This window comes from Pseudomonas sp. MWU349 (genome assembly GCF_017947325.1).
Lineage (GTDB): Bacteria > Pseudomonadota > Gammaproteobacteria > Pseudomonadales > Pseudomonadaceae > Aquipseudomonas > Aquipseudomonas protegens.
Genome location: NZ_JAFEVP010000004.1, coordinates 309,492 through 328,975, shown reverse-complemented (window position 1 = coordinate 328,975; position 19,484 = coordinate 309,492). Strand labels below are relative to the sequence as shown.

Below are 19,484 nucleotides of genomic sequence, written 5' to 3'. Positions count from 1 at the left end.
TGGCTACAACGCAGCCTGGGCTTCGCCAAAAGCCCCCTGGCGCAGCAGCAGGACAAGCAAGCCAAAAGCTCCGGCCGCCACCAGCAGCAACATGGCGTGGCCGCTGACCCACTGGCTGCCGGCCCCTGCCACCAGCGGCCCGATCAGGCAACCGATGCCCCAGAGCTGCGCCACATGGGCATTGGCCCGCACCAGGGCGTCATCGCGGTAACGCTCCCCGATCAGGATCAGCGACAAGGTGAACAAGCCCCCGGCGCTGGCCCCGAACAGCACCCACAGCGGCCAGATCAGCACGGTGCCCAGCAACAGCGGAATGGCCAGGCTGGAACACAGCAGGATCACCGCGCAGCCGGTGAACAGGCCGCGCCGGGAAATCCGATCCGCCAGGGCGCCAATCGGCAACTGCAAAAGTGCATCCCCCACCACCACGGTGCTGACCATGGCCAGGGCAATGTCTTCGGTGAACCCCTGGCTCAGGCAATACACCGGCAGCAGGGTCAGAATCAGCGCCTCGAAAGTAGCGAACAATGCAACTGCCCAGGCAATCGCCGGCAACTTCTGACAGAAGTGCCACAGGTCAAACAGGGTCACGCTGCACGACTCGGTGCTCGGCGCCCCGCTGCGCCCCAACAGCAGGAGCGGTGATGCCACCAGCAAACCCACCGCGGTCCAGAAGCCGTAATCATGCTCAGTACCCAGCAAGCCCAACAGCAGCGGCCCGGCCAACTGGCTCAAGGCATAGCTTGCGCCATACAGCGCCACCAGCCGGCCACGCCACTGCTCCACCACCAGCTGATTGATCCAGCTTTCCCCCAGAATGAAGATGATGGTCAGGACCACTCCCAGTATCAGGCGCAGCACCAACCACAACGGATAGCTGGGCAGCAGCGCCAGCAAGGCAATGGAGATCGCCCCACCCCACAGGCACAGGCGCATCAGGCTGGCGGTGCCGAAGCGCGCCGCCAGGCGGCTGGAGATCTTCGCCCCGAGCAACACGCCAATGGCCGGCATCGCCGCCACCACACCAATTGCAAAAGGCCCGTAGCCCCAGCTTTCGAGACGAAATGACACCAGGGGCATGGTCACGCCCAGGGCCAGGCCGACACTCAGGACTGCGGCCAAAACGGCGAAATAGGTCGCCCAACGCATTTCCACGCTCCTGTGGATCATTGTTTAACATGGCACAGACAACACAGCCGGACTCCCCTTGCGGAAAGTCCGGCTGCGCTATGGATCGACGTCAGGCGGGGCACTGCCCCGCCTCAAGCGACAAGACTCAGAGCTTGATCCAGGTGGCTTTCAGCTCGGTGTACTTGTCGAACGCATGCAGCGACTTGTCGCGACCGTTGCCCGACTGCTTGAAGCCGCCGAACGGCGCGGTCATGTCGCCGCCGTCGTATTGGTTGACCCAGACGCTGCCGGCACGCAGGGCCTTGGCGGTCTGGTGGGCCTTGGAGATGTTGGCGGTCCACACCGCAGCTGCCAGGCCGTAAGGCGTGTCGTTGGCAATCTGGATCGCCTCTTCCACGCTGTCGAAGGCAATCACCGACAGTACAGGGCCGAAGATCTCTTCCTGGGCAATTTTCATCGCGTTGCTGACACCATCGAAAATGGTCGGCTCGACGTAGGTGCCACCGGTTTCTTCCAGGGTGCGCTTGCCACCGGCCACCAGCTTGGCGCCATCGGCATGCCCGGCTTCGATGTAGGACAGCACGGTGTTCATCTGCTGGGTGTCCACCAGGGCACCGACGTTGGTGGCCGGGTCCAGCGGGTTGCCCGGCTTCCAGCCCTTGAGCGCCTCGATCACCAGCGGCAGGAACTTGTCCTTGATGGAGCGCTCCACCAGCAGGCGCGAGCCGGCGGTGCAGACTTCGCCCTGGTTGAAGGCAATGGCGCTGGCGGCGGATTCGGCGGCGGCCTGCAGGTCCGGAGCATCGGCGAACACGATGTTCGGGCTCTTGCCGCCAGCTTCCAGCCACACGCGCTTCATGTTGGATTCGCCGGAGTAGACCAGCAGCTGCTTGGCGATCTTGGTGGAACCGGTGAACACTAGGGTGTCCACGTCCATGTGCAGGGCCAGGGCCTTGCCGACGGTGTGGCCGTAACCTGGCAGTACGTTGAACACGCCCGCCGGAATCCCGGCTTCCACTGCCAGAGCAGCGATGCGGATGGCGGTCAGCGGGGATTTTTCCGAAGGCTTGAGGATCACCGAGTTACCGGTGGACAGCGCCGGGCCCAGTTTCCAGCAAGCCATCATCAGGGGGAAGTTCCACGGCACGATGGCCGCGACCACGCCTACCGGCTCGCGGGTGACCAGGCCTAACTGGTCGTGAGGGGTGGCAGCGACCTCATCGTAGATCTTGTCGATGGCCTCGCCGCTCCAGCTCAGGGCCTGGGCGGCGCCGGGAACGTCGATATCCAGGGAGTCGCTGATGGGCTTGCCCATGTCCAGGGTTTCCAGGAGCGCGAGTTCTTCAGCGTGCTGCTTCAACAGGCCGGCAAAGCGGATCATCACCGACTTGCGCTTGGCCGGCGCCAGGCGCGACCAGACGCCGGAATTGAACGTGGCGCGGGCGTTTTCCACGGCGCGCTGGGCATCGGCGGCATCGCAGCTGGCGATGGTCGCCAGTACTCGACCGTCTACCGGGCTGATGCATTCGAAGGTGTCATTGGAAGCCGATGCGGTGTATTCGCCGTTGATGTACGCGCGACCTTCGATTTTCAGGTCGCGGGCACGTTGTTCCCAGTCGGCACGAGTCAGGGTGGTCATACGAGTGTCCTCCTCTTATTTGTATACAAGCGCCATGCGAACTACGCCGGCACCGCTGAAGAATTCTGCCCGGCCAGCCTGTTTTCGGCCAAAGGCACCCGCCACCCTAAACCAGCGACACCTGTACTTTCAATATATTTGACAAAGCCCGGGCAAACGCCATTGCTATGTGCATTTTAATAAACATAGACTTTGGCCTTCATAGCCACTCGCGCCGCAATCACGGGGGAATACAACAATGAGCATCCACAACGTCGTCGACTTCAGCCAGGCCACCACCGAGGGCGAACGCTACCGCCCCGCTGCGGAAAAAATCCTCAAGGGCGACCCCGAGCAGGCGGTGTTCAACCATTACGCCAGCCCGTGCGGCCAGCTCAATGCCGGGATCTGGGAAGGCGCCGTAGGCCAGTGGACGGTGAACTTCACCGAACACGAATACTGCGAGATCCTCCAGGGCGTATCGGTACTGCGTGATCACGACGGCAACGCCAAGACTCTGCGGGTCGGCGACCGCTTCGTGATCCCGGCCGGCTTCAAGGGCACCTGGGAAGTGCTGGAACCCTGCCGCAAGGTCTATGTAGCCTTCGAACAGAAAGCCTGAATCCCGGGCACAAAAAAACCCGCTTGAAGGCGGGTTTTTTTGTCAGAAGAAAAATCAATTACTTGATTTTGCCTTCCTTGTAGATCACGTGCTTGCGAACAACCGGATCATATTTCTTGATCTCGATTTTGTCCGGAGTAGTACGCTTGTTCTTGTCGGTAGTGTAGAAGTGACCAGTACCGGCGCTCGAGATCAAACGAATCAATTCACGCATGATTAGCTCCCTTAAACCTTGCCGCCATCGCGACGGATTTCGGCCAGCACGACATCAATGCCGCGCTTGTCGATGATACGCATGCCTTTGGCAGATACGCGCAGACGCACAAAACGTTTCTCGGACTCAACCCAGAAGCGGTGATGCTGCAGGTTCGGCAGGAAACGACGACGGGTTTTGTTGTTTGCGTGGGAAATGTTATTCCCAGTCACCGGACCCTTACCGGTAACTTGACAGACTCTAGACATGCCTCAGCCCTCTAAAACCACATGCCCAACCCGGCATGGGTTGGCCGCTTAATCTCTCAGTCATTTGGCGCCAGGCGCCGCGTTTCTTTAGGGTCTTACCGGCTACACCTACAAGCGAAGGAACCGGGCCCCTAGAAAAGAGCGCTGCTTTATACCAGAAAGACCCCAGAGCAACAACAACCGCTGTGCCCAGGATGACGAAAAGTCCTGATTTTCTTGCGCCGGACGCCTGCGGCAAAGGCTACCGCAGAAATCTACCGCTCGTCGCAGAATATATTTCTCCCGAAAGCCCAGGCACAAAACCGCCATTGAGCGCGGTCATGCCTGCGGAAAATCACGCCAGGAACCCCGGCCTAGCACGAGGTTTCGTCACCCGATACAAAAGGGATAGTCATTTTACAAAGAGGTCACTAGGGTAAGGCATTTCCAGACTGCACTCGCAGATGGGCTTTCGATCTGCACAAGGAACCCGACCATGCGCCTTGCCGCCCTCCCGCTCCTGCTCGCCCCTCTCCTGAGCCCCCTGGCCCAGGCTGCCGCGTTGAGCGTCTGCACCGAAGCCAGCCCGGAGGGCTTCGACGTGGTGCAGTACAACTCACTGACCACCACCAACGCATCCGCCGACGTGCTGATGAACCGCCTGGTGGAGTTCGACGCCGATAGCGGCAAGGTAGTCCCCAGCCTTGCCGACAGCTGGGAGGTCTCTGCCGACGGCCTGACCTACGTGTTCAAGCTGCACCCCAAGGTCAAGTTCCACCGCACCGAGTATTTCAACCCCAGCCGCGAGCTGACCGCCGAAGACGTCAAGTTCAGCTTCGAGCGCATGCTCGATCCGGCCCATCCGTGGCACAAGATCGCCCAGAGCGGCTTTCCCCACGCCCAATCCCTGCAGTTGCCCAGCCTGATCAAGAAGATCGATGCCCTGGACCCGCTGACCGTACGCTTTACCCTGGACCACGCCGATTCGACCTTCCTCGCCACCTTGAGCATGGGCTTCGCCTCGATCTATTCGGCGGAGTACGCCGAGCAACTGCTCAAGGCCGGCACCCCGGAGAAGCTCAACAGCCAGCCGATCGGCAGCGGCCCGTTCATCTTCGGGCGCTTCCAGAAAGACGCCTCGATCCGCTACAAGGCCAACCGCGACTACTTTGCCGGCAAGCCGGCGGTCGACTCGCTGATCTTTGCCATCACCCCGGATGCCAACGTGCGCCTGCAGAAGCTGCGCCGCAACGAGTGCCAGATCGCACTGTCGCCCAAGCCCCTGGATGTCCAGGCCGCCAGCGAGGATCCGGCACTGAAGGTCGAGCACACCGCAGCCTTCATGACCGCCTTCGTCGCCATCAACAGCCAGCACCCCCCCCTGGACAAACCCGAGGTACGCCAGGCAATCAACCTGGCCTTCGACAAGGGCAGCTACCTCAAGGCGGTCTTTGAAGGCACCGCCGAAGCCGCCAACGGCCCTTACCCACCCAATACCTGGAGCTACGCCAAGGACCTGCCCGGGTACGCCCACGACCCGGAAAAAGCTCGCCAACTGCTGGCCAAGGCTGGCCTGAAGAACGGCTTCCAGACCACCATCTGGACCCGCCCTTCTGGCAGCCTGCTCAACCCCAACCCCAGCCTGGGCGCGCAGTTGCTGCAATCGGACCTGGCCCAAGTGGGGATCCAGGCGGAAATCCGCGTGATCGAATGGGGTGAACTGATCCGCCGCGCCAAGGCTGGCGAGCACGACCTGCTATTCATGGGCTGGGCAGGCGACAACGGCGACCCGGATAACTTCCTCTCACCACAGTTCACCTGCGCCGCCGTCAAGTCCGGCACCAACTTCGCCCGCTACTGCGACCAGAACCTGGACAAGTTGATCACGGCCGGCAAGACCACCAGCGAACAGGGTGTGCGCAGCAAGCTGTACCAACAGGCCCAGACCCAGATCCAGCAGCAGGCGCTGTGGCTGCCCCTGGCACACCCGACCGCTTTCGCCCTGACCCGCAAGCAGGTCGAGGGCTACCAGGTGAGCCCCTTCGGGCGCCAGGACTATTCGAAAGTCAGCATCAAGTGACCCGCCGGCAGGCTTCAAGGCCCACCCTGGCCTTGAAGCCTGCTGCATTCAGATCCAGCCGTACTCGGCCATCGACAGCGGGTCGCCCTCCCCCACGATGAAGTGGTCCAGCACCCGCACATCGATCAACTCCAGTGCCTCCTGCAAACGACGGGTCACCACCCGATCGGCCGGGCTGGGCTCGCAAATGCCTGACGGATGGTTGTGGCAGAGGATCACCGCCGCCGCGTTGTGCGCCAAGGCGCGCTTGATCACCTGCCGCGGGTACACCGTGGTGCTGTCGATGGAGCCCTGAAACAGCACTTCGAAAGTCAATACGCGATGCCGCGTGTCGAGAAACAGGCAACCGAACACTTCATGGGGCTCGTGGCGCAGCATCGACTTCAGGTAATCGCGCACCACCAGCGGGTTCTCCAACGCGGACTGGCGATGCAGTTTCTCCGCCAGATGTCGGCGGGCCATTTCCAGCACCGCCTGCAACAAGGCGTACTTGGCCGGGCCCAGCCCCAACTGGCGGGTGAAGGTCAGTTGATCGGCCTCCAGCAGCCCGCGCAGGCTGCCAAAGCGCCGCAACAGATGCCGCGCCAGGTCCACCGCGCTCTTACCGGCCACCCCGGTGCGCAGGAAAATAGCCAGTAGCTCGGCGTCGGAAAGGCGGATGGTGCCCTGCTCCAGAAGCCGTTCCCGCGGACGCTCCGCCGCGGGCCAGTCACGAATACTCATCACACCTCCCTGTGCATGGCGCCGCTGTTCGACAGCGGGCGCTGTGCTATCTTAGCCCCCTCTTTTTTGCGTGGTATTTCACCTGGGGAGGGGGCATGCCACGCAGCAATCACTGAACGGAAAGACAGGCCTATGCAGCGGCTGTATCGGAAACGCATCGTGCTCGGCGTCGGCGGCGGCATTGCCGCCTACAAGAGCGCGGAGCTGGTTCGCCGACTCCTCGACCAGGGCGCCGAAGTGCGCGTGGTCATGACCCGGGGCGGCAGTGAATTCATTACCCCGCTGACCATGCAAGCGCTTTCCGGGCACCCGGTCCACCTCGACCTGCTGGACCCGGCTGCCGAAGCCGCCATGGGCCATATCGAGCTGGCCAAGTGGGCCGACCTGGTGCTGATCGCGCCAGCCACCGCGGACCTGATTGCCCGCCTGGCCCAGGGCATCGCCGACGACCTGCTGACCACCCTGGTGCTGGCCACCGATGCCATCGTCGCCGTCGCCCCGGCGATGAATCAGGCCATGTGGCGCGACCCTGCCACCCAAGCCAACACCCAACTGCTGCAAAGCCGTGGCCTGAAGGTCTTCGGCCCGGCTTCCGGCAGCCAGGCCTGTGGCGATGTCGGCCTGGGCCGCATGCTGGAGGCCAACGACCTGGCCCAGTGCGCCGCCGATTGCTTCCAGCATCTGGCGCTGACCGGCAAGCACCTGTTGATTACCGCCGGGCCGACCCAGGAAAACATCGACCCGGTACGCTACATCACCAACCATAGCTCAGGAAAAATGGGCTTCGCCCTGGCCGAGGCCGCGGTTGAAGCCGGTGCCCGGGTGACCCTGATCACAGGGCCAGTACACCTGCCAACCCCCGATAGAGTCACGCGGATCGACGTTGTCAGCGCCCGGGACATGCTCGCGGCCTGTGAATCGGCGATCCCATGCGACGTTTTCATCGCCTCTGCGGCGGTCGCGGACTACCGGCCGGAAGTCGTCGCCCCACAGAAATTAAAGAAAGACCCTACGAAAGGTGACGGCCTGTTGCTGCAGATGGTGCGCAACCCGGACATCCTGGCCACCATTGCCAGCCGTCCCGATCGGCCCTTCAGTGTCGGTTTCGCCGCAGAAACCGAAAACTTGCTCGACTACGCTGCACGCAAATTGAAGGACAAGAACCTCGACCTGATCGTCGCCAACGACGTGGCCAACCCGAGCATTGGCTTCAACAGCGAGGAAAACGCCTGCAGCGTGATTGACCGGGAGTTGCACGCAACTCTCTTCGCCCAGACCAGCAAGGGCAAGATTGCCCGCCAGCTGATCTCTTTTATCGCCGAACGGCTGAACCAGGTTTAACTCGCATGCACGCTTTACAAGCCAAGATCCTCGACCCACGCATCGGCAACGAATTCCCCCTGCCGCAGTACGCCACGCCGGGCTCCGCCGGCCTAGACCTGCGGGCCATGCTCAAGGAAGACACCGTCCTGGAACCGGGCCAGACCTTGCTGATTCCTACCGGCCTGTCGGTGTACATCGGTGATCCGGGCCTGGCGGCGCTGATCCTGCCGCGCTCCGGCCTGGGCCATAAACACGGCATCGTGCTGGGCAATCTGGTGGGGCTGATCGACTCGGACTACCAGGGCGAACTGATGGTGTCCTGCTGGAACCGTGGCCAGACCGCCTTCAACATCGCCGTCGGCGAGCGCATCGCCCAGCTGGTGCTGGTGCCTGTGGTCCAGGCGCATTTCGAAGTGGTCGAGGCCTTTGATGAAAGCCAGCGTGGCGCAGGCGGCTTCGGCCACTCCGGCAGCCACTGATCTACCTCTCGGAGTGGGCAGCCTGCCTGCTCCGACCCCTTGCGATAGCAATCAAGGACCGAGCACCCGCATTTTTTGCAGGGCCTCTGCCCCCCGCCAGGCCGGGCTGCTGACCGGTTCTGGAGAGGGCGGAGCCCGTCAGATGGCACTTTCGCAGTACGAACTCTATGCTGAAAACGCCGTCATACCCTTCAGTTTGAGCCTGCCGGCCTATCCTCCCACGGCCGTACTGCACCCCTTCAGATGGAGCACCCTCAGTGATGAGCAACGCAGCTAAAGTCGCCCCGAAATTCCCCGACAGCATCTTCCGCGCCTACGACATCCGCGGCGTTGTACCGCAAACCCTGACCGCTGAAACCGCCTACTGGATCGGTCGCGCCATCGGCTCCCAGAGCCTGGCCCAGGGTGAACCGAACGTCTCCGTGGGCCGCGATGGCCGCCTGTCCGGGCCGGAACTGGTGGCGCAACTGATCCAGGGCCTGCACGACAGTGGCTGCCACGTCAGCGACGTCGGCCTGGTGCCGACCCCGGCCCTGTATTACGCGGCCAACGTACTGGCCGGCAAGTCCGGCGTGATGCTCACCGGCAGCCACAACCCCTCGAACTACAACGGTTTCAAGATCGTCATCGCCGGCGACACCCTGGCCAATGAACAGATCCAGGCCCTGCACGAGCGCCTCAAGAGCAACAACCTGAGCAGCGCCCAGGGCAGCGTCACCCAGGTCGACATCCTGCCGCGCTACGCCGAGGAGATCATCCGTGACGTCAAGCTGGCCCGACGCCTGAAAGTCGTGGTGGATTGCGGCAACGGCGCCGCCGGGGTGATTGCCCCGCAATTGATCGAAGCGCTGAACTGCGAAGTCATCCCGCTGTTCTGCGAAGTGGACGGCAACTTCCCCAACCACCACCCGGATCCGGGCAAGCCCGAGAACCTCGAGGACCTGATTGCCAAGGTCAAGGAAACCGGCGCCGACCTGGGCCTGGCCTTCGATGGCGACGGCGACCGCGTCGGCGTGGTGACCAACACCGGCAGCATCGTCTTCCCCGACCGCCTGCTGATGCTGTTCGCCAAGGACGTAGTGGCGCGCAATCCGGATGCGGAGATCATCTTCGACGTCAAATGCACCCGACGCCTGATTCCGCTGATCAAGGAATATGGCGGTCGCCCGCTAATGTGGAAGACCGGTCACTCGTTGATCAAAAAGAAAATGAAGCAGACCGGTGCTCTGCTGGCCGGCGAAATGAGCGGCCATGTGTTCTTCAAGGAACGCTGGTTCGGCTTTGACGACGGCATTTATAGCGCCGCACGGTTGCTGGAGATACTCAGCAAGGAAAAATCCACCGCGCAAGAGCTGTTCGCGACCTTCCCGAACGATATTTCTACGCCGGAAATCAATATCCATGTGACCGAAGAGAGCAAATTCAGCATCATTGACGCCCTGCACGACGCGCAGTGGGGCGCAGGCGCCGACCTGACCACCATTGACGGGGTGCGGGTCGACTATGCCAAGGGCTGGGGCCTGGTTCGCGCCTCCAACACCACCCCTGTGCTGGTGCTGCGCTTTGAGGCCGATGACGAAGCCGAGCTGCAGCGGATTAAGGACGTGTTCCACGTCCAGCTGAAACGTGTTGCACCCGATCTCCAACTACCGTTTTGACTGTTTGAAGCACCGGAGCCCTGAATGACCATCGAACGCGATGCCGCCGCCAATACCGCCAAGGTCCTATCCGAAGCGCTGCCTTATATTCGCCGCTATGTCGGCAAGACCCTGGTGATCAAGTACGGCGGCAACGCTATGGAAAGCGAGGAGCTGAAAACCGGCTTCGCCCGCGACATCGTGCTGATGAAGGCTGTCGGGATCAACCCGGTGGTGGTGCACGGTGGCGGCCCGCAGATCGGTGACCTGCTCAAGCGCCTTTCCATTGAAAGCCACTTCGTCGATGGCATGCGCGTGACCGATGCGCAAACCATGGACGTGGTGGAGATGGTCCTCGGTGGCCAGGTCAACAAGGACATCGTCAACCTGATCAACCGTCACGGCGGCAGCGCCATCGGCCTGACCGGCAAGGATGCCGAGCTGATCCGGGCGAAAAAACTCACCGTGACCCGCCAGACGCCGGAAATGACCACCCCGGAAATCATCGATATCGGCCATGTGGGCGAAGTGGTCGGGATCAACACCGACCTGCTGAACCTGCTGGTCAAGGGTGATTTCATCCCGGTGATCGCACCGATCGGGGTCGGCGCCAACGGCGAGTCCTACAACATCAACGCCGACCTGGTGGCTGGCAAGGTGGCCGAAGCATTGAAAGCCGAAAAGCTGATGCTGCTGACCAACATCGCCGGCCTGATGGACAAGTCGGGCAAGGTCCTCACCGGCCTGAGCACCCAGCAGGTCGACGAGCTGATCGCCGACGGCACCATCTACGGCGGCATGCTGCCGAAAATCCGCTGCGCACTGGAAGCGGTGCAAGGCGGGGTCGGCAGTTCGCTGATCATCGACGGTCGCGTGCCCAACGCGATCCTGCTGGAGATCTTCACCGATACCGGTGTCGGCACCCTGATCAGCAACCGCAAGCGCCCTTAAGCGCCAGGCACAAAAAAGCCCTCGTCCGGGATCCCGGGCGGGGGCTTTTTTATCGACGCAATCTTTGTGGGAGCTGGCTTGCCAGCGAAGGCGCTTACGCGGGCAACTCAAGACCCAAAGGCCTCTTCGCGCAAGCCGGCTCCTACAGGTCAGATTCCGTATTGCGCGCGGTAGGCTTCCACTGCGGGCAGATGCTGCTTGAGCGCCGGATCATCCGCCAGGAACTGCAGGACCTGGGTCAGGGAGACGATGCTCACTACGGGAATACCGAAGTCACGCTCGACTTCCTGGATCGCCGACAGCTCGCCGTTGCCGCGCTCCTGACGGTTCAGGGCGATCAACACCCCGGCCGCCTTGGCGCCATCCTGGGACTCGATGATCTGCATCACCTCGCGAATGGCGGTGCCTGCGGTGATCACGTCATCAATGATCAGCACGTCGCCGGTCAATGGCGCGCCCACCAGGCTACCGCCCTCGCCGTGCGCCTTGGCTTCCTTGCGGTTGAAGCACCAAGGCAGATCGCGCTGATGATGCTCAGCCAGAGCAACGGCCGTAGCCGCTGCCAGAGGAATGCCTTTATAAGCCGGGCCAAACAGCACATCGAAGGGAATGCCGCTTTCGACGATCGCCGCGGCATAGAAACGCCCCAGCTGGGCCAGGGCCGAACCGCTGTTGAACAGGCCGGCATTGAAGAAGTAAGGGCTGGTGCGCCCGGACTTCAGGGTGAACTCACCGAAGCGCAAAACCCCGCGATCGATGGCAAAACGAATGAAATCGCGCTGATACGCCTGCATGAAAAAACCCCAGATACCACGGATTTAGCTAATTAGGTAGAGCTCGGGTATCATACACGCACGTGATTTTTGGGGCCATTTATGCGGATCATCAGTGTGAACGTCAATGGTATTCAGGCTGCAGTGGAGCGTGGTTTGCTCAGTTGGCTGCAGGCACAGAATGCCGACGTCATCTGCCTGCAGGACACCCGCGCCTCTGCCTTTGAACTGGACGACCCAGCCTTCCAACTGGATGGCTACTTCCTTTATGCCTGCGATGCCGAAGTCCCTGCCCAAGGCGGTGTGGCTTTGTATTCGCGGTTGCAGCCGAAGGCGGTCATCAGCGGCCTCGGCTTCGAGACAGCCGATCGTTACGGGCGCTACCTGCAAGCCGATTTCGACAAGGTCAGCATCGCGACCTTGCTGCTTCCATCAGGGCAGAACGGCGATGAAGACTTGAACCAGAAGTTCAAGCTAATGGACGACTTCGCCCGTTATCTGGATAAACAGCGACGCAAACGTCGCGAGTACATTTATTGTGGCTCGCTGTACGTGGCGCAACAGAAGCTGGATATCAAGAACTGGCGCGACAGCCAGCAATCTCCGGGTTTCCTGGCACCTGAGCGTGCCTGGATGGACGAGATCATTGGCAACATGGGTTATGTCGACGCATTGCGTGAAGTCAGCCGTGAAGGCGACCAGTACAGCTGGTGGCCGGACAACGAACAGGCCGAGATGCTGAACCTGGGCTGGCGTTTCGACTACCAGTTGCTGACTCCCGGCCTGCGTCGCTTTGTCCGCAGCGCTCGCCTGCCGCGCCAGCCACGCTTCTCGCAGCACGCACCGCTGATCGTGGACTATGACTGGACGCTGACCATCTAAGCGTTTTTTCACCGCCACAAAAAAGCCGACATCACTGTCGGCTTTTTTGTACTTGCTCGCGCTACTTGATCAGGCGCCAGGTGAAGGGGTAGCGATAAGGCACCCCTTCACCAGCCTTGACTCCGCCGATGATGGTCAGCACCAGGGCTCCGATCGCCAGCAGGCCGAACATAAAGAACCCGATTACCACGATCATCAACAGGAAGCACACCGCCGACGCGATGGCGACGGTCAGCTGGAAGTTCAGTGCTTCCTTGCCCTGGGCATCGATAAAGGGATCGGTTTCGCGCTTCATCTGCCAGAGAATCAGCGGTCCGATCAGTGTACCGAACGGAACCCAGATCCCCAGCAAGGCGGACAGGTGACAAAACATCGCCCACTGCCGGACTTCGTGGCTCGGCGTAGGCAGCGGCAGTTGCTCATCACTCATGGTGCTCTCCTTGCTGAAGACCTGCGCCCATCAATCGGCGAGCGCGGCTTGCTGCAGTTGGAAAATCTCGTTCATGCCTTGCTGGGCCAGGGCCAGCATCGCATTCAGTTCAGCCGGCTGGAACGGCGCACCTTCGGCAGTGCCCTGCACTTCGATGAAACCACCAGTGCTGGTCATCACCACGTTGAGGTCGGTTTCGGCAGCCGAGTCTTCCAGATAATCCAGGTCCAGGACCGGTTCACCCTGGTACATGCCGACGGATACCGCGGCAATCATCTGCTTCAGCGGATCGCCGCCTTTGAGGCCACCGCGCTTCTTGATCACTTTCAAGGCGTCGACCAGGGCCACCATGGCGCCGGTGATCGATGCGGTACGAGTACCGCCATCGGCCTGGATCACATCGCAATCGACATACAGGGTGACGTCGCCCAGCTTGGACATGTCCAGCGCGGCGCGCAGCGAACGGCCGATCAGACGCTGGATCTCCAGGGTCCGACCGCCCTGCTTGCCACGGCTGGCTTCGCGCTGGTTACGCTCACCGGTGGCCCGCGGCAGCATGCCGTATTCGGCAGTCAGCCAACCCTGGCCCTGGCCCTTGAGGAAGCGCGGCACACCGTTCTCGACGCTGACCGTGCAGATCACTTTGGTATCACCGAACTCGACCAGTACAGATCCCTCGGCGTGTTTGGTGTAGTTGCGGGTGATGCGGATCGAGCGGAGCTGATCGGCGGCGCGACCACTTGGACGTTTCATAGGGGAACACCTGTACAAGGACGGAAAACTGCCGAGCATTATAAAGCCCGCAACCGCGCCAGGGCACGCCTAAAAAGGCCAAAGGAGCATTTGCACCGCAGATAAGTCCTGTTGCGACGAGCTGCAATGCATTGGCAGCGCCAGGGTTTGGGGGCTCCGACCGCACTGCGCTACAATCCTGCGCCTTCGCAGCCTGTCGGCTTCAATTCATCTTTATCAGGCCCGCCCAACCTCCTCACGGTTGGTGCCGGCACTGAATCGGAGGTACCTCCATGGTGCACAGCATGACCGCCTTCGCCCGGGTAGAACGGGCTGGCACTCAGGGCACCCTGAGCTGGGAACTACGCTCGGTCAACAGCCGCTACCTGGAGCCGCACCTGCGTTTGCCGGAAGCCTTTCGCGACCTTGAGGGCGCCGTCCGCGAAGCCCTGCGCCAGGGCCTGTCCCGTGGCAAGGTCGAGTGCACCTTGCGCTTCATCGAGGAAACTACCGGCAAACCGCTGCAGGTGGATCGCGAGCGCGCCGCGCAGCTGGTCGCCGCCGCCGAGTCCGTCGCCAGCCTGATCCAGCAGCCGGCCGCGCTCAACCCGCTGGAAGTCCTGGCCTGGCCGGGCGTACTGGTGGCCGACGCCACTGACCCGCAGGCCTTGAACAATGACGCCCTGGCCCTGTTCAACCAAGGCTTGAAGGAACTGAAGAACGGCCGCGAGCGGGAAGGCGCCGAACTGGCCAGGCTGATCGACGAACGCCTGTCCTCCATCGAGGAAGACGTGGCGACCCTGCGTGAACTGGTCCCGCAGATGCTCGCGACCCAGCGCCAGAAGATCCTCGACCGCTTCGCCGACATGCAGGCCGAGCTGGATCCGACCCGTCTCGAACAGGAGATGGTGCTGCTGGCACAGAAAAGCGACGTCGCCGAAGAACTGGACCGCCTGAGCACCCACATCATTGAAGTACGTCGCGTGCTCAAGTCCGGCGGCGCGGCCGGGCGGCGCCTGGACTTCCTGATGCAGGAACTCAACCGCGAAGCCAACACACTGGGCTCCAAGGCCTTCGACCCGCGCAGCACCCAAGCTGCGGTCAACCTCAAGGTGTTGATCGAGCAGATGCGCGAACAAGTGCAGAACATTGAGTAAGGCAACTGACATGACCCACAGCACCGGCACCCTGTACATCATTTCCGCCCCGTCGGGCGCGGGCAAGAGCAGCCTGGTCAAGGCCCTGACCGACGCCAAACCGGAGATTCGCGTCTCGGTCTCCCACACCACCCGTGCCATGCGCCCAGGCGAGGTGGACGGCGTGAACTATCACTTCGTCTCCCGCGAGACGTTCGTGAAGATGGGTGAGCACGGAGACTTCCTGGAGCGCGCCGAAGTATTTGGCAATCTCTACGGCACCTCGCAAAGCCACCTGCAGCAAACCCTGGACGCAGGTCACGACCTGATTCTGGAAATCGACTGGCAAGGCGCGGAACAGGTACGCAAGCTGATGCCCCAGGCCCGTTCGATCTTCATCCTGCCGCCGTCCCTGCAAGCCCTGCACCAGCGCCTGACCAACCGTGGGCAGGACAGTGACGAGGTCATCGACGGGCGGATGCGCGAAGCCGTCAGCGAAATGAGCCACTACGTCGACTACGACTATCTGATCATCAACGACGACTTCGCCCACGCGCTGGGCGACCTCAAGGCGATTTTCCGCTCCAATCAGCTGCAACAGAAACGCCAGCAGCAGCGTTTCGGCAAATTGCTGGCTGAACTCCTGGGTTAAAACAGCACTTCCCAAAACCGCTGCAAGCGCTTTACATTGGCACTTGCAGCGCGTTGAAGAGCTTGGTTAAAAAATCAGCGCTTCCCTTAACGCTGGTGATTTTTTAAACTGTTGAGTCCGCTCGCCCATCCGGGCAGCGCGCATATTGCATTTGCTACGAGGAAGACCATGGCCCGCGTAACCGTTGAAGACTGCCTAGAACACGTGGATAACCGCTTTGAGCTGGTCATGCTCTCTACCAAGCGTGCCCGTCAACTGGCCACCGGCGGCAAAGAGCCGAAAGTAGCATGGGAAAACGACAAGCCAACCGTCGTCGCCCTGCGCGAAATCGCTGAAGGCCTGATCGACTACGCAGCCATCGCCGAAGCCGAAATCGTTGAAGATGAGCCGCTTTTCGCTGCTTTCGAGGACGAGTCCAACGAGGCCGTCTGAGCCTATGCCTGGTCGACGTAGCACGGCGCGGGATCACAGCTTACGGCAGGAGACATCATGCCGAGCATAGACGCCCTCGCCGATCGCTTATCGACCTATCTCGGCACGGACCAGGTCAATCTGGTCCGCCGAGCGTATTTCTACGCCGAACAAGCCCATGACGGTCAACGCCGTCGCAGCGGCGAGGCGTACGTCACGCACCCACTCGCGGTAGCGAACATTCTTGCCGACATGCACATGGACCATCAGAGCCTGATGGCCGCGATGCTGCATGACGTCATCGAAGACACCGGCATCGCCAAGGAAGCGCTCAGCGCGCAGTTTGGCGAAACCGTGGCCGAATTGGTGGATGGGGTCAGCAAACTGACCCAGATGAACTTCGAAACCAAGGCCGAAGCCCAAGCGGAAAACTTCCAGAAGATGGCCATGGCCATGGCCCGCGACATTCGCGTGATCCTGGTCAAGCTGGCCGACCGCCTGCACAACATGCGCACCCTGGAAGTCCTTTCCGGCGAGAAACGTCGGCGGATCGCCAAGGAAACCCTGGAGATCTACGCCCCCATCGCCAACCGCCTGGGCATGCATGCCATCCGCATCGAATTCGAAGACCTGGGCTTCAAGGCGATGCACCCGATGCGTTCCGCGCGGATCTACCAGGCGGTCAAGCGCGCCCGGGGCAACCGCAAGGAAATCGTCAACAAGATCGAGGAATCCCTCAGCCACTGCCTGGCCATCGACGGCATCCAGGGCGAGGTCAGCGGTCGCCAGAAGCACCTGTACGGCATCTACAAGAAGATGCGCGGCAAGCGTCGGGCCTTCAACGAGATCATGGACGTCTATGCGTTCCGCATCATCGTCGACAAGGTGGACACCTGCTATCGCGTACTCGGCGCTGTACATAATTTGTACAAGCCACTGCCGGGACGCTTCAAGGACTACATCGCCATTCCCAAGGCCAACGGCTATCAGTCGCTGCATACCACGCTGTTCGGCATGCACGGAGTGCCAATCGAGATCCAGATTCGCACCCGGGAAATGGAAGAAATGGCCAATAACGGCATCGCCGCCCACTGGCTGTACAAATCCAGTGGCGACGAACAGCCCAAAGGCACTCACGCCCGCGCCCGCCAATGGGTCAAGGGCGTGCTGGAAATGCAGCAACGCGCCGGCAACTCCCTGGAATTCATCGAGAGCGTGAAGATCGACCTGTTCCCGGACGAGGTCTACGTGTTCACGCCCAAAGGCCGGATCATGGAGCTGCCCAAAGGCTCCACCGCGGTGGACTTCGCCTACGCGGTACACACCGACGTCGGCAACAGCTGCATCGCCTGCCGGATCAATCGTCGCCTGGCGCCGCTGTCCGAACCCCTGCAAAGCGGTTCCACAGTGGAAATCGTCAGCGCCCCGGGCGCGCGCCCGAACCCGGCCTGGCTGAATTTCGTGGTCACCGGCAAGGCCCGCACCCATATCCGCCATGCTCTCAAGCTGCAGCGCCGCTCCGAGTCCATCAGCCTCGGCGAACGCTTGCTGAACAAGGTGCTCAACGGCTTCGACAGCTCCCTGGAAAAGGTCCCGGCCGAACGCATCCAGGCGATTCTCCAGGAATACCGCCTGGAACTGATCGAAGACCTGCTGGAAGACATCGGCCTGGGCAACCGCATGGCCTACGTTGTGGCGCGCCGCCTGCTGGGCGAAGGCGAACAGCTGCCAAGCCCGGAAGGCCCGCTGGCAATCCGCGGCACCGAAGGTCTGGTGCTGAGCTACGCCAAGTGCTGCACGCCGATCCCGGGCGACCCGATCGTCGGCCACCTGTCCGCCGGCAAGGGGATGGTGGTGCACCTGGACAACTGCCGCAACATCAGCGAAATCCGCCACAACCCGGAAAAGTGCATCCAGCTCTCCTGGGCCAAGGATGTCACCGGCGAATTCAACGTCGAGCTGCGCGTCGAACTGGAACACCAACGCGGCCTGATCGCGCTGCTGGCCAGCAGTGTCAACGCCGCCGACGGCAACATCGAGAAAATCAGCATGGACGAACGCGATGGTCGCATCAGCGTGGTCCAACTGGTGGTCAGCGTGCACGACCGCGTACACCTGGCCCGCGTGATCAAGAAACTGCGCGCCCTGACCGGGGTCATCCGCATCACCCGCATGCGTGCGTAGCCCGTCCATTACAAGGAGTCATTCATGACCAAGACTGTTATCACCAGCGACAAGGCACCTGCTGCCATCGGCACCTACTCCCAGGCGATCAAGGCTGGCAACACCGTCTACATGTCCGGCCAGATCCCTCTGGATCCCAAGACCATGGAGCTGGTGGAAGGCTTCGAAGCCCAGACCGTCCAGGTGTTCGAGAACCTCAAGTCGGTAGCCGAGGCCGCTGGCGGTTCGTTCAAGGACATCGTCAAGCTGAATATCTTCCTCACCGACCTGAGCCACTTCGCCAAGGTCAACGAGATCATGGGCAAGTATTTCCAACAGCCTTACCCAGCCCGCGCCGCCATCGGCGTGGCCGCCCTGCCAAAGGGTGCACAGGTTGAAATGGATGCCATTCTGGTCATCGAGTAACACCTGCGGCGCAGCCCTCAAGGCTGCGCCGTTTTCGTTCTGAAAGGATTTCGTCATGCGCCAAGCGCTAGCTGTTTCGCTGCTCGCCGTACTGCTCGGCGGTTGTGCCAGCGACCCCGCCAAAAACGATGTGGGCGGCATCTGGATCAATCAGGTAGCGATCGACGCAGCCTCCAAGGGCGGCCCTTTGCGTGAAGCCCTCCAGGCCTACGGCCCGAACCTGGAATGGGAGCTCAATACCAAGGCTGGCCAGGCCCGCTACACCAACGGTTTCGAAACCGTCGAAGGCAAGATCATCGGCGACGGTTCCAGCACTGCAAAAGTCGAGTTCTATGGCAGCGCCGCCACCGACTTGAAGCGCCACGGCAAGCAACTGCTGCAAGAGGCCAACGACAATGAGCCCGAGCAGGTCTTCGACCGTCCCAAAGACCCCGCCCCCGAAGGCGCGCCGCTAGGCGCCAACTTCGAGCGCGCCTTGTATTCGGCGTATCTGGGTGGCAAGTGGAAGATCGTCAACGGACCGGGCCTGGGCAACGAAGTGCAGTTCCAGGCAAACGGCGCCGTCCAGGGCCTGCCGGGCGCCGATCGCTACGCCTTGTGCCTGGCGGGCGACTGCGCCTCGATGAGCGGCGGCAACGATAGCATCTGGCTGCAGCTCAACGGCCAGGGCAACTCCTGGATCTTCGTGCGCAAGGATCAACAGCTGGAGATCTTCCAGGCGGTGAATACCGCCCTGGCGGATGAAGTGCCCTCGCTGACGCCGGGCAGCCAGCAGTGGTTGCTGGAAAAGCAGTAGCCGCCCTGTAGCCGCTGCCGCAGCCTGCGACAAGGTCCACAGGACCTTCGGCCTGTCGGCAGCGGCGCCCTCGGGAAG

General features: G+C 61.8%; 20 protein-coding genes and 1 pseudogene. 13 read left to right on the top strand and 8 right to left on the bottom strand.

The features are described from left to right. Positions 1-3: 3 nt before the first annotated feature. Positions 4-1,149 (bottom strand): MFS transporter, encoded by a 1,146-nt coding sequence (locus KCG88_RS17825; protein ID WP_210712814.1) that lies wholly within the window; start codon positions 1,147-1,149, stop codon positions 4-6. A gap of 127 nt (positions 1,150-1,276) precedes the next feature. Then, complete coding sequence (locus KCG88_RS17820) at positions 1,277-2,770, bottom strand: aldehyde dehydrogenase (RefSeq protein ID WP_047289958.1); 1,494 nt, start codon at positions 2,768-2,770, stop codon at positions 1,277-1,279. Positions 2,771-3,008: 238 nt separating this feature from the next. Here KCG88_RS17820 and KCG88_RS17815 point away from each other — a divergent pair, with 238 nt between their 5' ends. Continuing rightward, complete coding sequence (locus tag KCG88_RS17815; RefSeq protein WP_015637468.1) at positions 3,009-3,371, top strand: cupin domain-containing protein; 363 nt, start codon at positions 3,009-3,011, stop codon at positions 3,369-3,371. 58 nt (positions 3,372-3,429) lie between these two features. Here KCG88_RS17815 and rpmG read toward each other — a convergent pair whose 3' ends face one another. Then, positions 3,430-3,585, bottom strand: coding sequence for a 50S ribosomal protein L33 (gene rpmG / locus KCG88_RS17810; RefSeq protein WP_003177274.1), 156 nt, complete (start codon positions 3,583-3,585; stop codon positions 3,430-3,432). Positions 3,586-3,596: 11 nt separating this feature from the next. Next, positions 3,597-3,833 (bottom strand): 50S ribosomal protein L28, encoded by a 237-nt coding sequence (rpmB, locus tag KCG88_RS17805; RefSeq protein WP_011064219.1) that lies wholly within the window; start codon positions 3,831-3,833, stop codon positions 3,597-3,599. 475 nt (positions 3,834-4,308) lie between these two features. Here rpmB and KCG88_RS17800 point away from each other — a divergent pair, with 475 nt between their 5' ends. Beyond that, the gene (locus tag KCG88_RS17800; protein WP_011064220.1) at positions 4,309-5,892 is read left to right on the top strand and encodes an ABC transporter substrate-binding protein; all 1,584 of its coding nucleotides are present in this window, start codon (positions 4,309-4,311) and stop codon (positions 5,890-5,892) included. Positions 5,893-5,940: 48 nt separating this feature from the next. On the opposite strand, the gene radC is transcribed toward KCG88_RS17800, so the two are convergent. After that, positions 5,941-6,615 (bottom strand): DNA repair protein RadC, encoded by a 675-nt coding sequence (radC, locus tag KCG88_RS17795; protein ID WP_210712813.1) that lies wholly within the window; start codon positions 6,613-6,615, stop codon positions 5,941-5,943. Positions 6,616-6,747: 132 nt separating this feature from the next. Here radC and coaBC point away from each other — a divergent pair, with 132 nt between their 5' ends. The 4 genes and pseudogenes from coaBC to argB all read left to right on the top strand — a co-directional run bounded on the left by coaBC (position 6,748) and on the right by argB (position 11,005). Continuing rightward, positions 6,748-7,956 carry a bifunctional phosphopantothenoylcysteine decarboxylase/phosphopantothenate--cysteine ligase CoaBC gene (gene coaBC / locus KCG88_RS17790; RefSeq protein ID WP_041120386.1) on the top strand — a complete coding sequence of 403 codons (1,209 nt, stop codon included), beginning with the start codon at positions 6,748-6,750 and terminating at the stop codon, positions 7,954-7,956. Between the two features lie 5 nt (positions 7,957-7,961). Beyond that, entirely contained in the window at positions 7,962-8,417 is a 456-nt protein-coding gene (gene dut / locus KCG88_RS17785) for a dUTP diphosphatase (protein WP_025130826.1), read from the top strand. Between the two features lie 299 nt (positions 8,418-8,716). Further along, positions 8,717-10,075, top strand: a pseudogene (locus KCG88_RS17780) (phosphomannomutase/phosphoglucomutase); the annotation flags it as partial. A 24-nt stretch (positions 10,076-10,099) separates the two neighbouring features. Next, positions 10,100-11,005: an acetylglutamate kinase gene (gene argB, locus KCG88_RS17775; protein ID WP_011064225.1), complete on the top strand. Its 906-nt coding sequence runs from the start codon at positions 10,100-10,102 to the stop codon at positions 11,003-11,005. A 149-nt stretch (positions 11,006-11,154) separates the two neighbouring features. Here the strand turns inward: argB and pyrE are convergent, their stop codons facing one another. Then, positions 11,155-11,799, bottom strand: a complete 645-nt coding sequence (pyrE, locus tag KCG88_RS17770; protein ID WP_011064226.1) for an orotate phosphoribosyltransferase — start codon at positions 11,797-11,799, stop codon at positions 11,155-11,157. Positions 11,800-11,880: 81 nt separating this feature from the next. Here pyrE and KCG88_RS17765 point away from each other — a divergent pair, with 81 nt between their 5' ends. Continuing rightward, positions 11,881-12,660, top strand: coding sequence for an exodeoxyribonuclease III (locus KCG88_RS17765; protein WP_011064227.1), 780 nt, complete (start codon positions 11,881-11,883; stop codon positions 12,658-12,660). Between the two features lie 61 nt (positions 12,661-12,721). Here KCG88_RS17765 and KCG88_RS17760 read toward each other — a convergent pair whose 3' ends face one another. Further along, on the bottom strand, positions 12,722-13,090 hold the full coding sequence (locus KCG88_RS17760; RefSeq protein ID WP_011064228.1) for a DUF4870 domain-containing protein: 369 nt from the start codon (positions 13,088-13,090) through the stop codon (positions 12,722-12,724). A 30-nt stretch (positions 13,091-13,120) separates the two neighbouring features. Then, positions 13,121-13,843 carry a ribonuclease PH gene (gene rph, locus KCG88_RS17755; protein ID WP_011064229.1) on the bottom strand — a complete coding sequence of 241 codons (723 nt, stop codon included), beginning with the start codon at positions 13,841-13,843 and terminating at the stop codon, positions 13,121-13,123. A 272-nt stretch (positions 13,844-14,115) separates the two neighbouring features. On the opposite strand from rph, the gene KCG88_RS17750 reads away from it, so the two are divergent. The 6 genes from KCG88_RS17750 (at position 14,116) to KCG88_RS17725 (ending at position 19,406) form a co-directional block, all read left to right on the top strand. After that, entirely contained in the window at positions 14,116-14,979 is an 864-nt protein-coding gene (locus KCG88_RS17750) for a YicC/YloC family endoribonuclease (protein WP_210712812.1), read from the top strand. Between the two features lie 10 nt (positions 14,980-14,989). Beyond that, the gene (gene gmk, locus KCG88_RS17745) at positions 14,990-15,610 is read left to right on the top strand and encodes a guanylate kinase (RefSeq protein WP_047289968.1); all 621 of its coding nucleotides are present in this window, start codon (positions 14,990-14,992) and stop codon (positions 15,608-15,610) included. Between the two features lie 168 nt (positions 15,611-15,778). Further along, positions 15,779-16,042 carry a DNA-directed RNA polymerase subunit omega gene (gene rpoZ, locus KCG88_RS17740; protein ID WP_007921129.1) on the top strand — a complete coding sequence of 88 codons (264 nt, stop codon included), beginning with the start codon at positions 15,779-15,781 and terminating at the stop codon, positions 16,040-16,042. A gap of 57 nt (positions 16,043-16,099) precedes the next feature. Beyond that, positions 16,100-18,205, top strand: a complete 2,106-nt coding sequence (gene spoT / locus KCG88_RS17735) for a bifunctional GTP diphosphokinase/guanosine-3',5'-bis pyrophosphate 3'-pyrophosphohydrolase (protein WP_011064232.1) — start codon at positions 16,100-16,102, stop codon at positions 18,203-18,205. A gap of 24 nt (positions 18,206-18,229) precedes the next feature. Further along, complete coding sequence (locus KCG88_RS17730; protein WP_007921133.1) at positions 18,230-18,610, top strand: Rid family detoxifying hydrolase; 381 nt, start codon at positions 18,230-18,232, stop codon at positions 18,608-18,610. 55 nt (positions 18,611-18,665) lie between these two features. After that, complete coding sequence (locus KCG88_RS17725; protein ID WP_047289970.1) at positions 18,666-19,406, top strand: hypothetical protein; 741 nt, start codon at positions 18,666-18,668, stop codon at positions 19,404-19,406. Positions 19,407-19,484 lie beyond the last annotated feature (78 nt).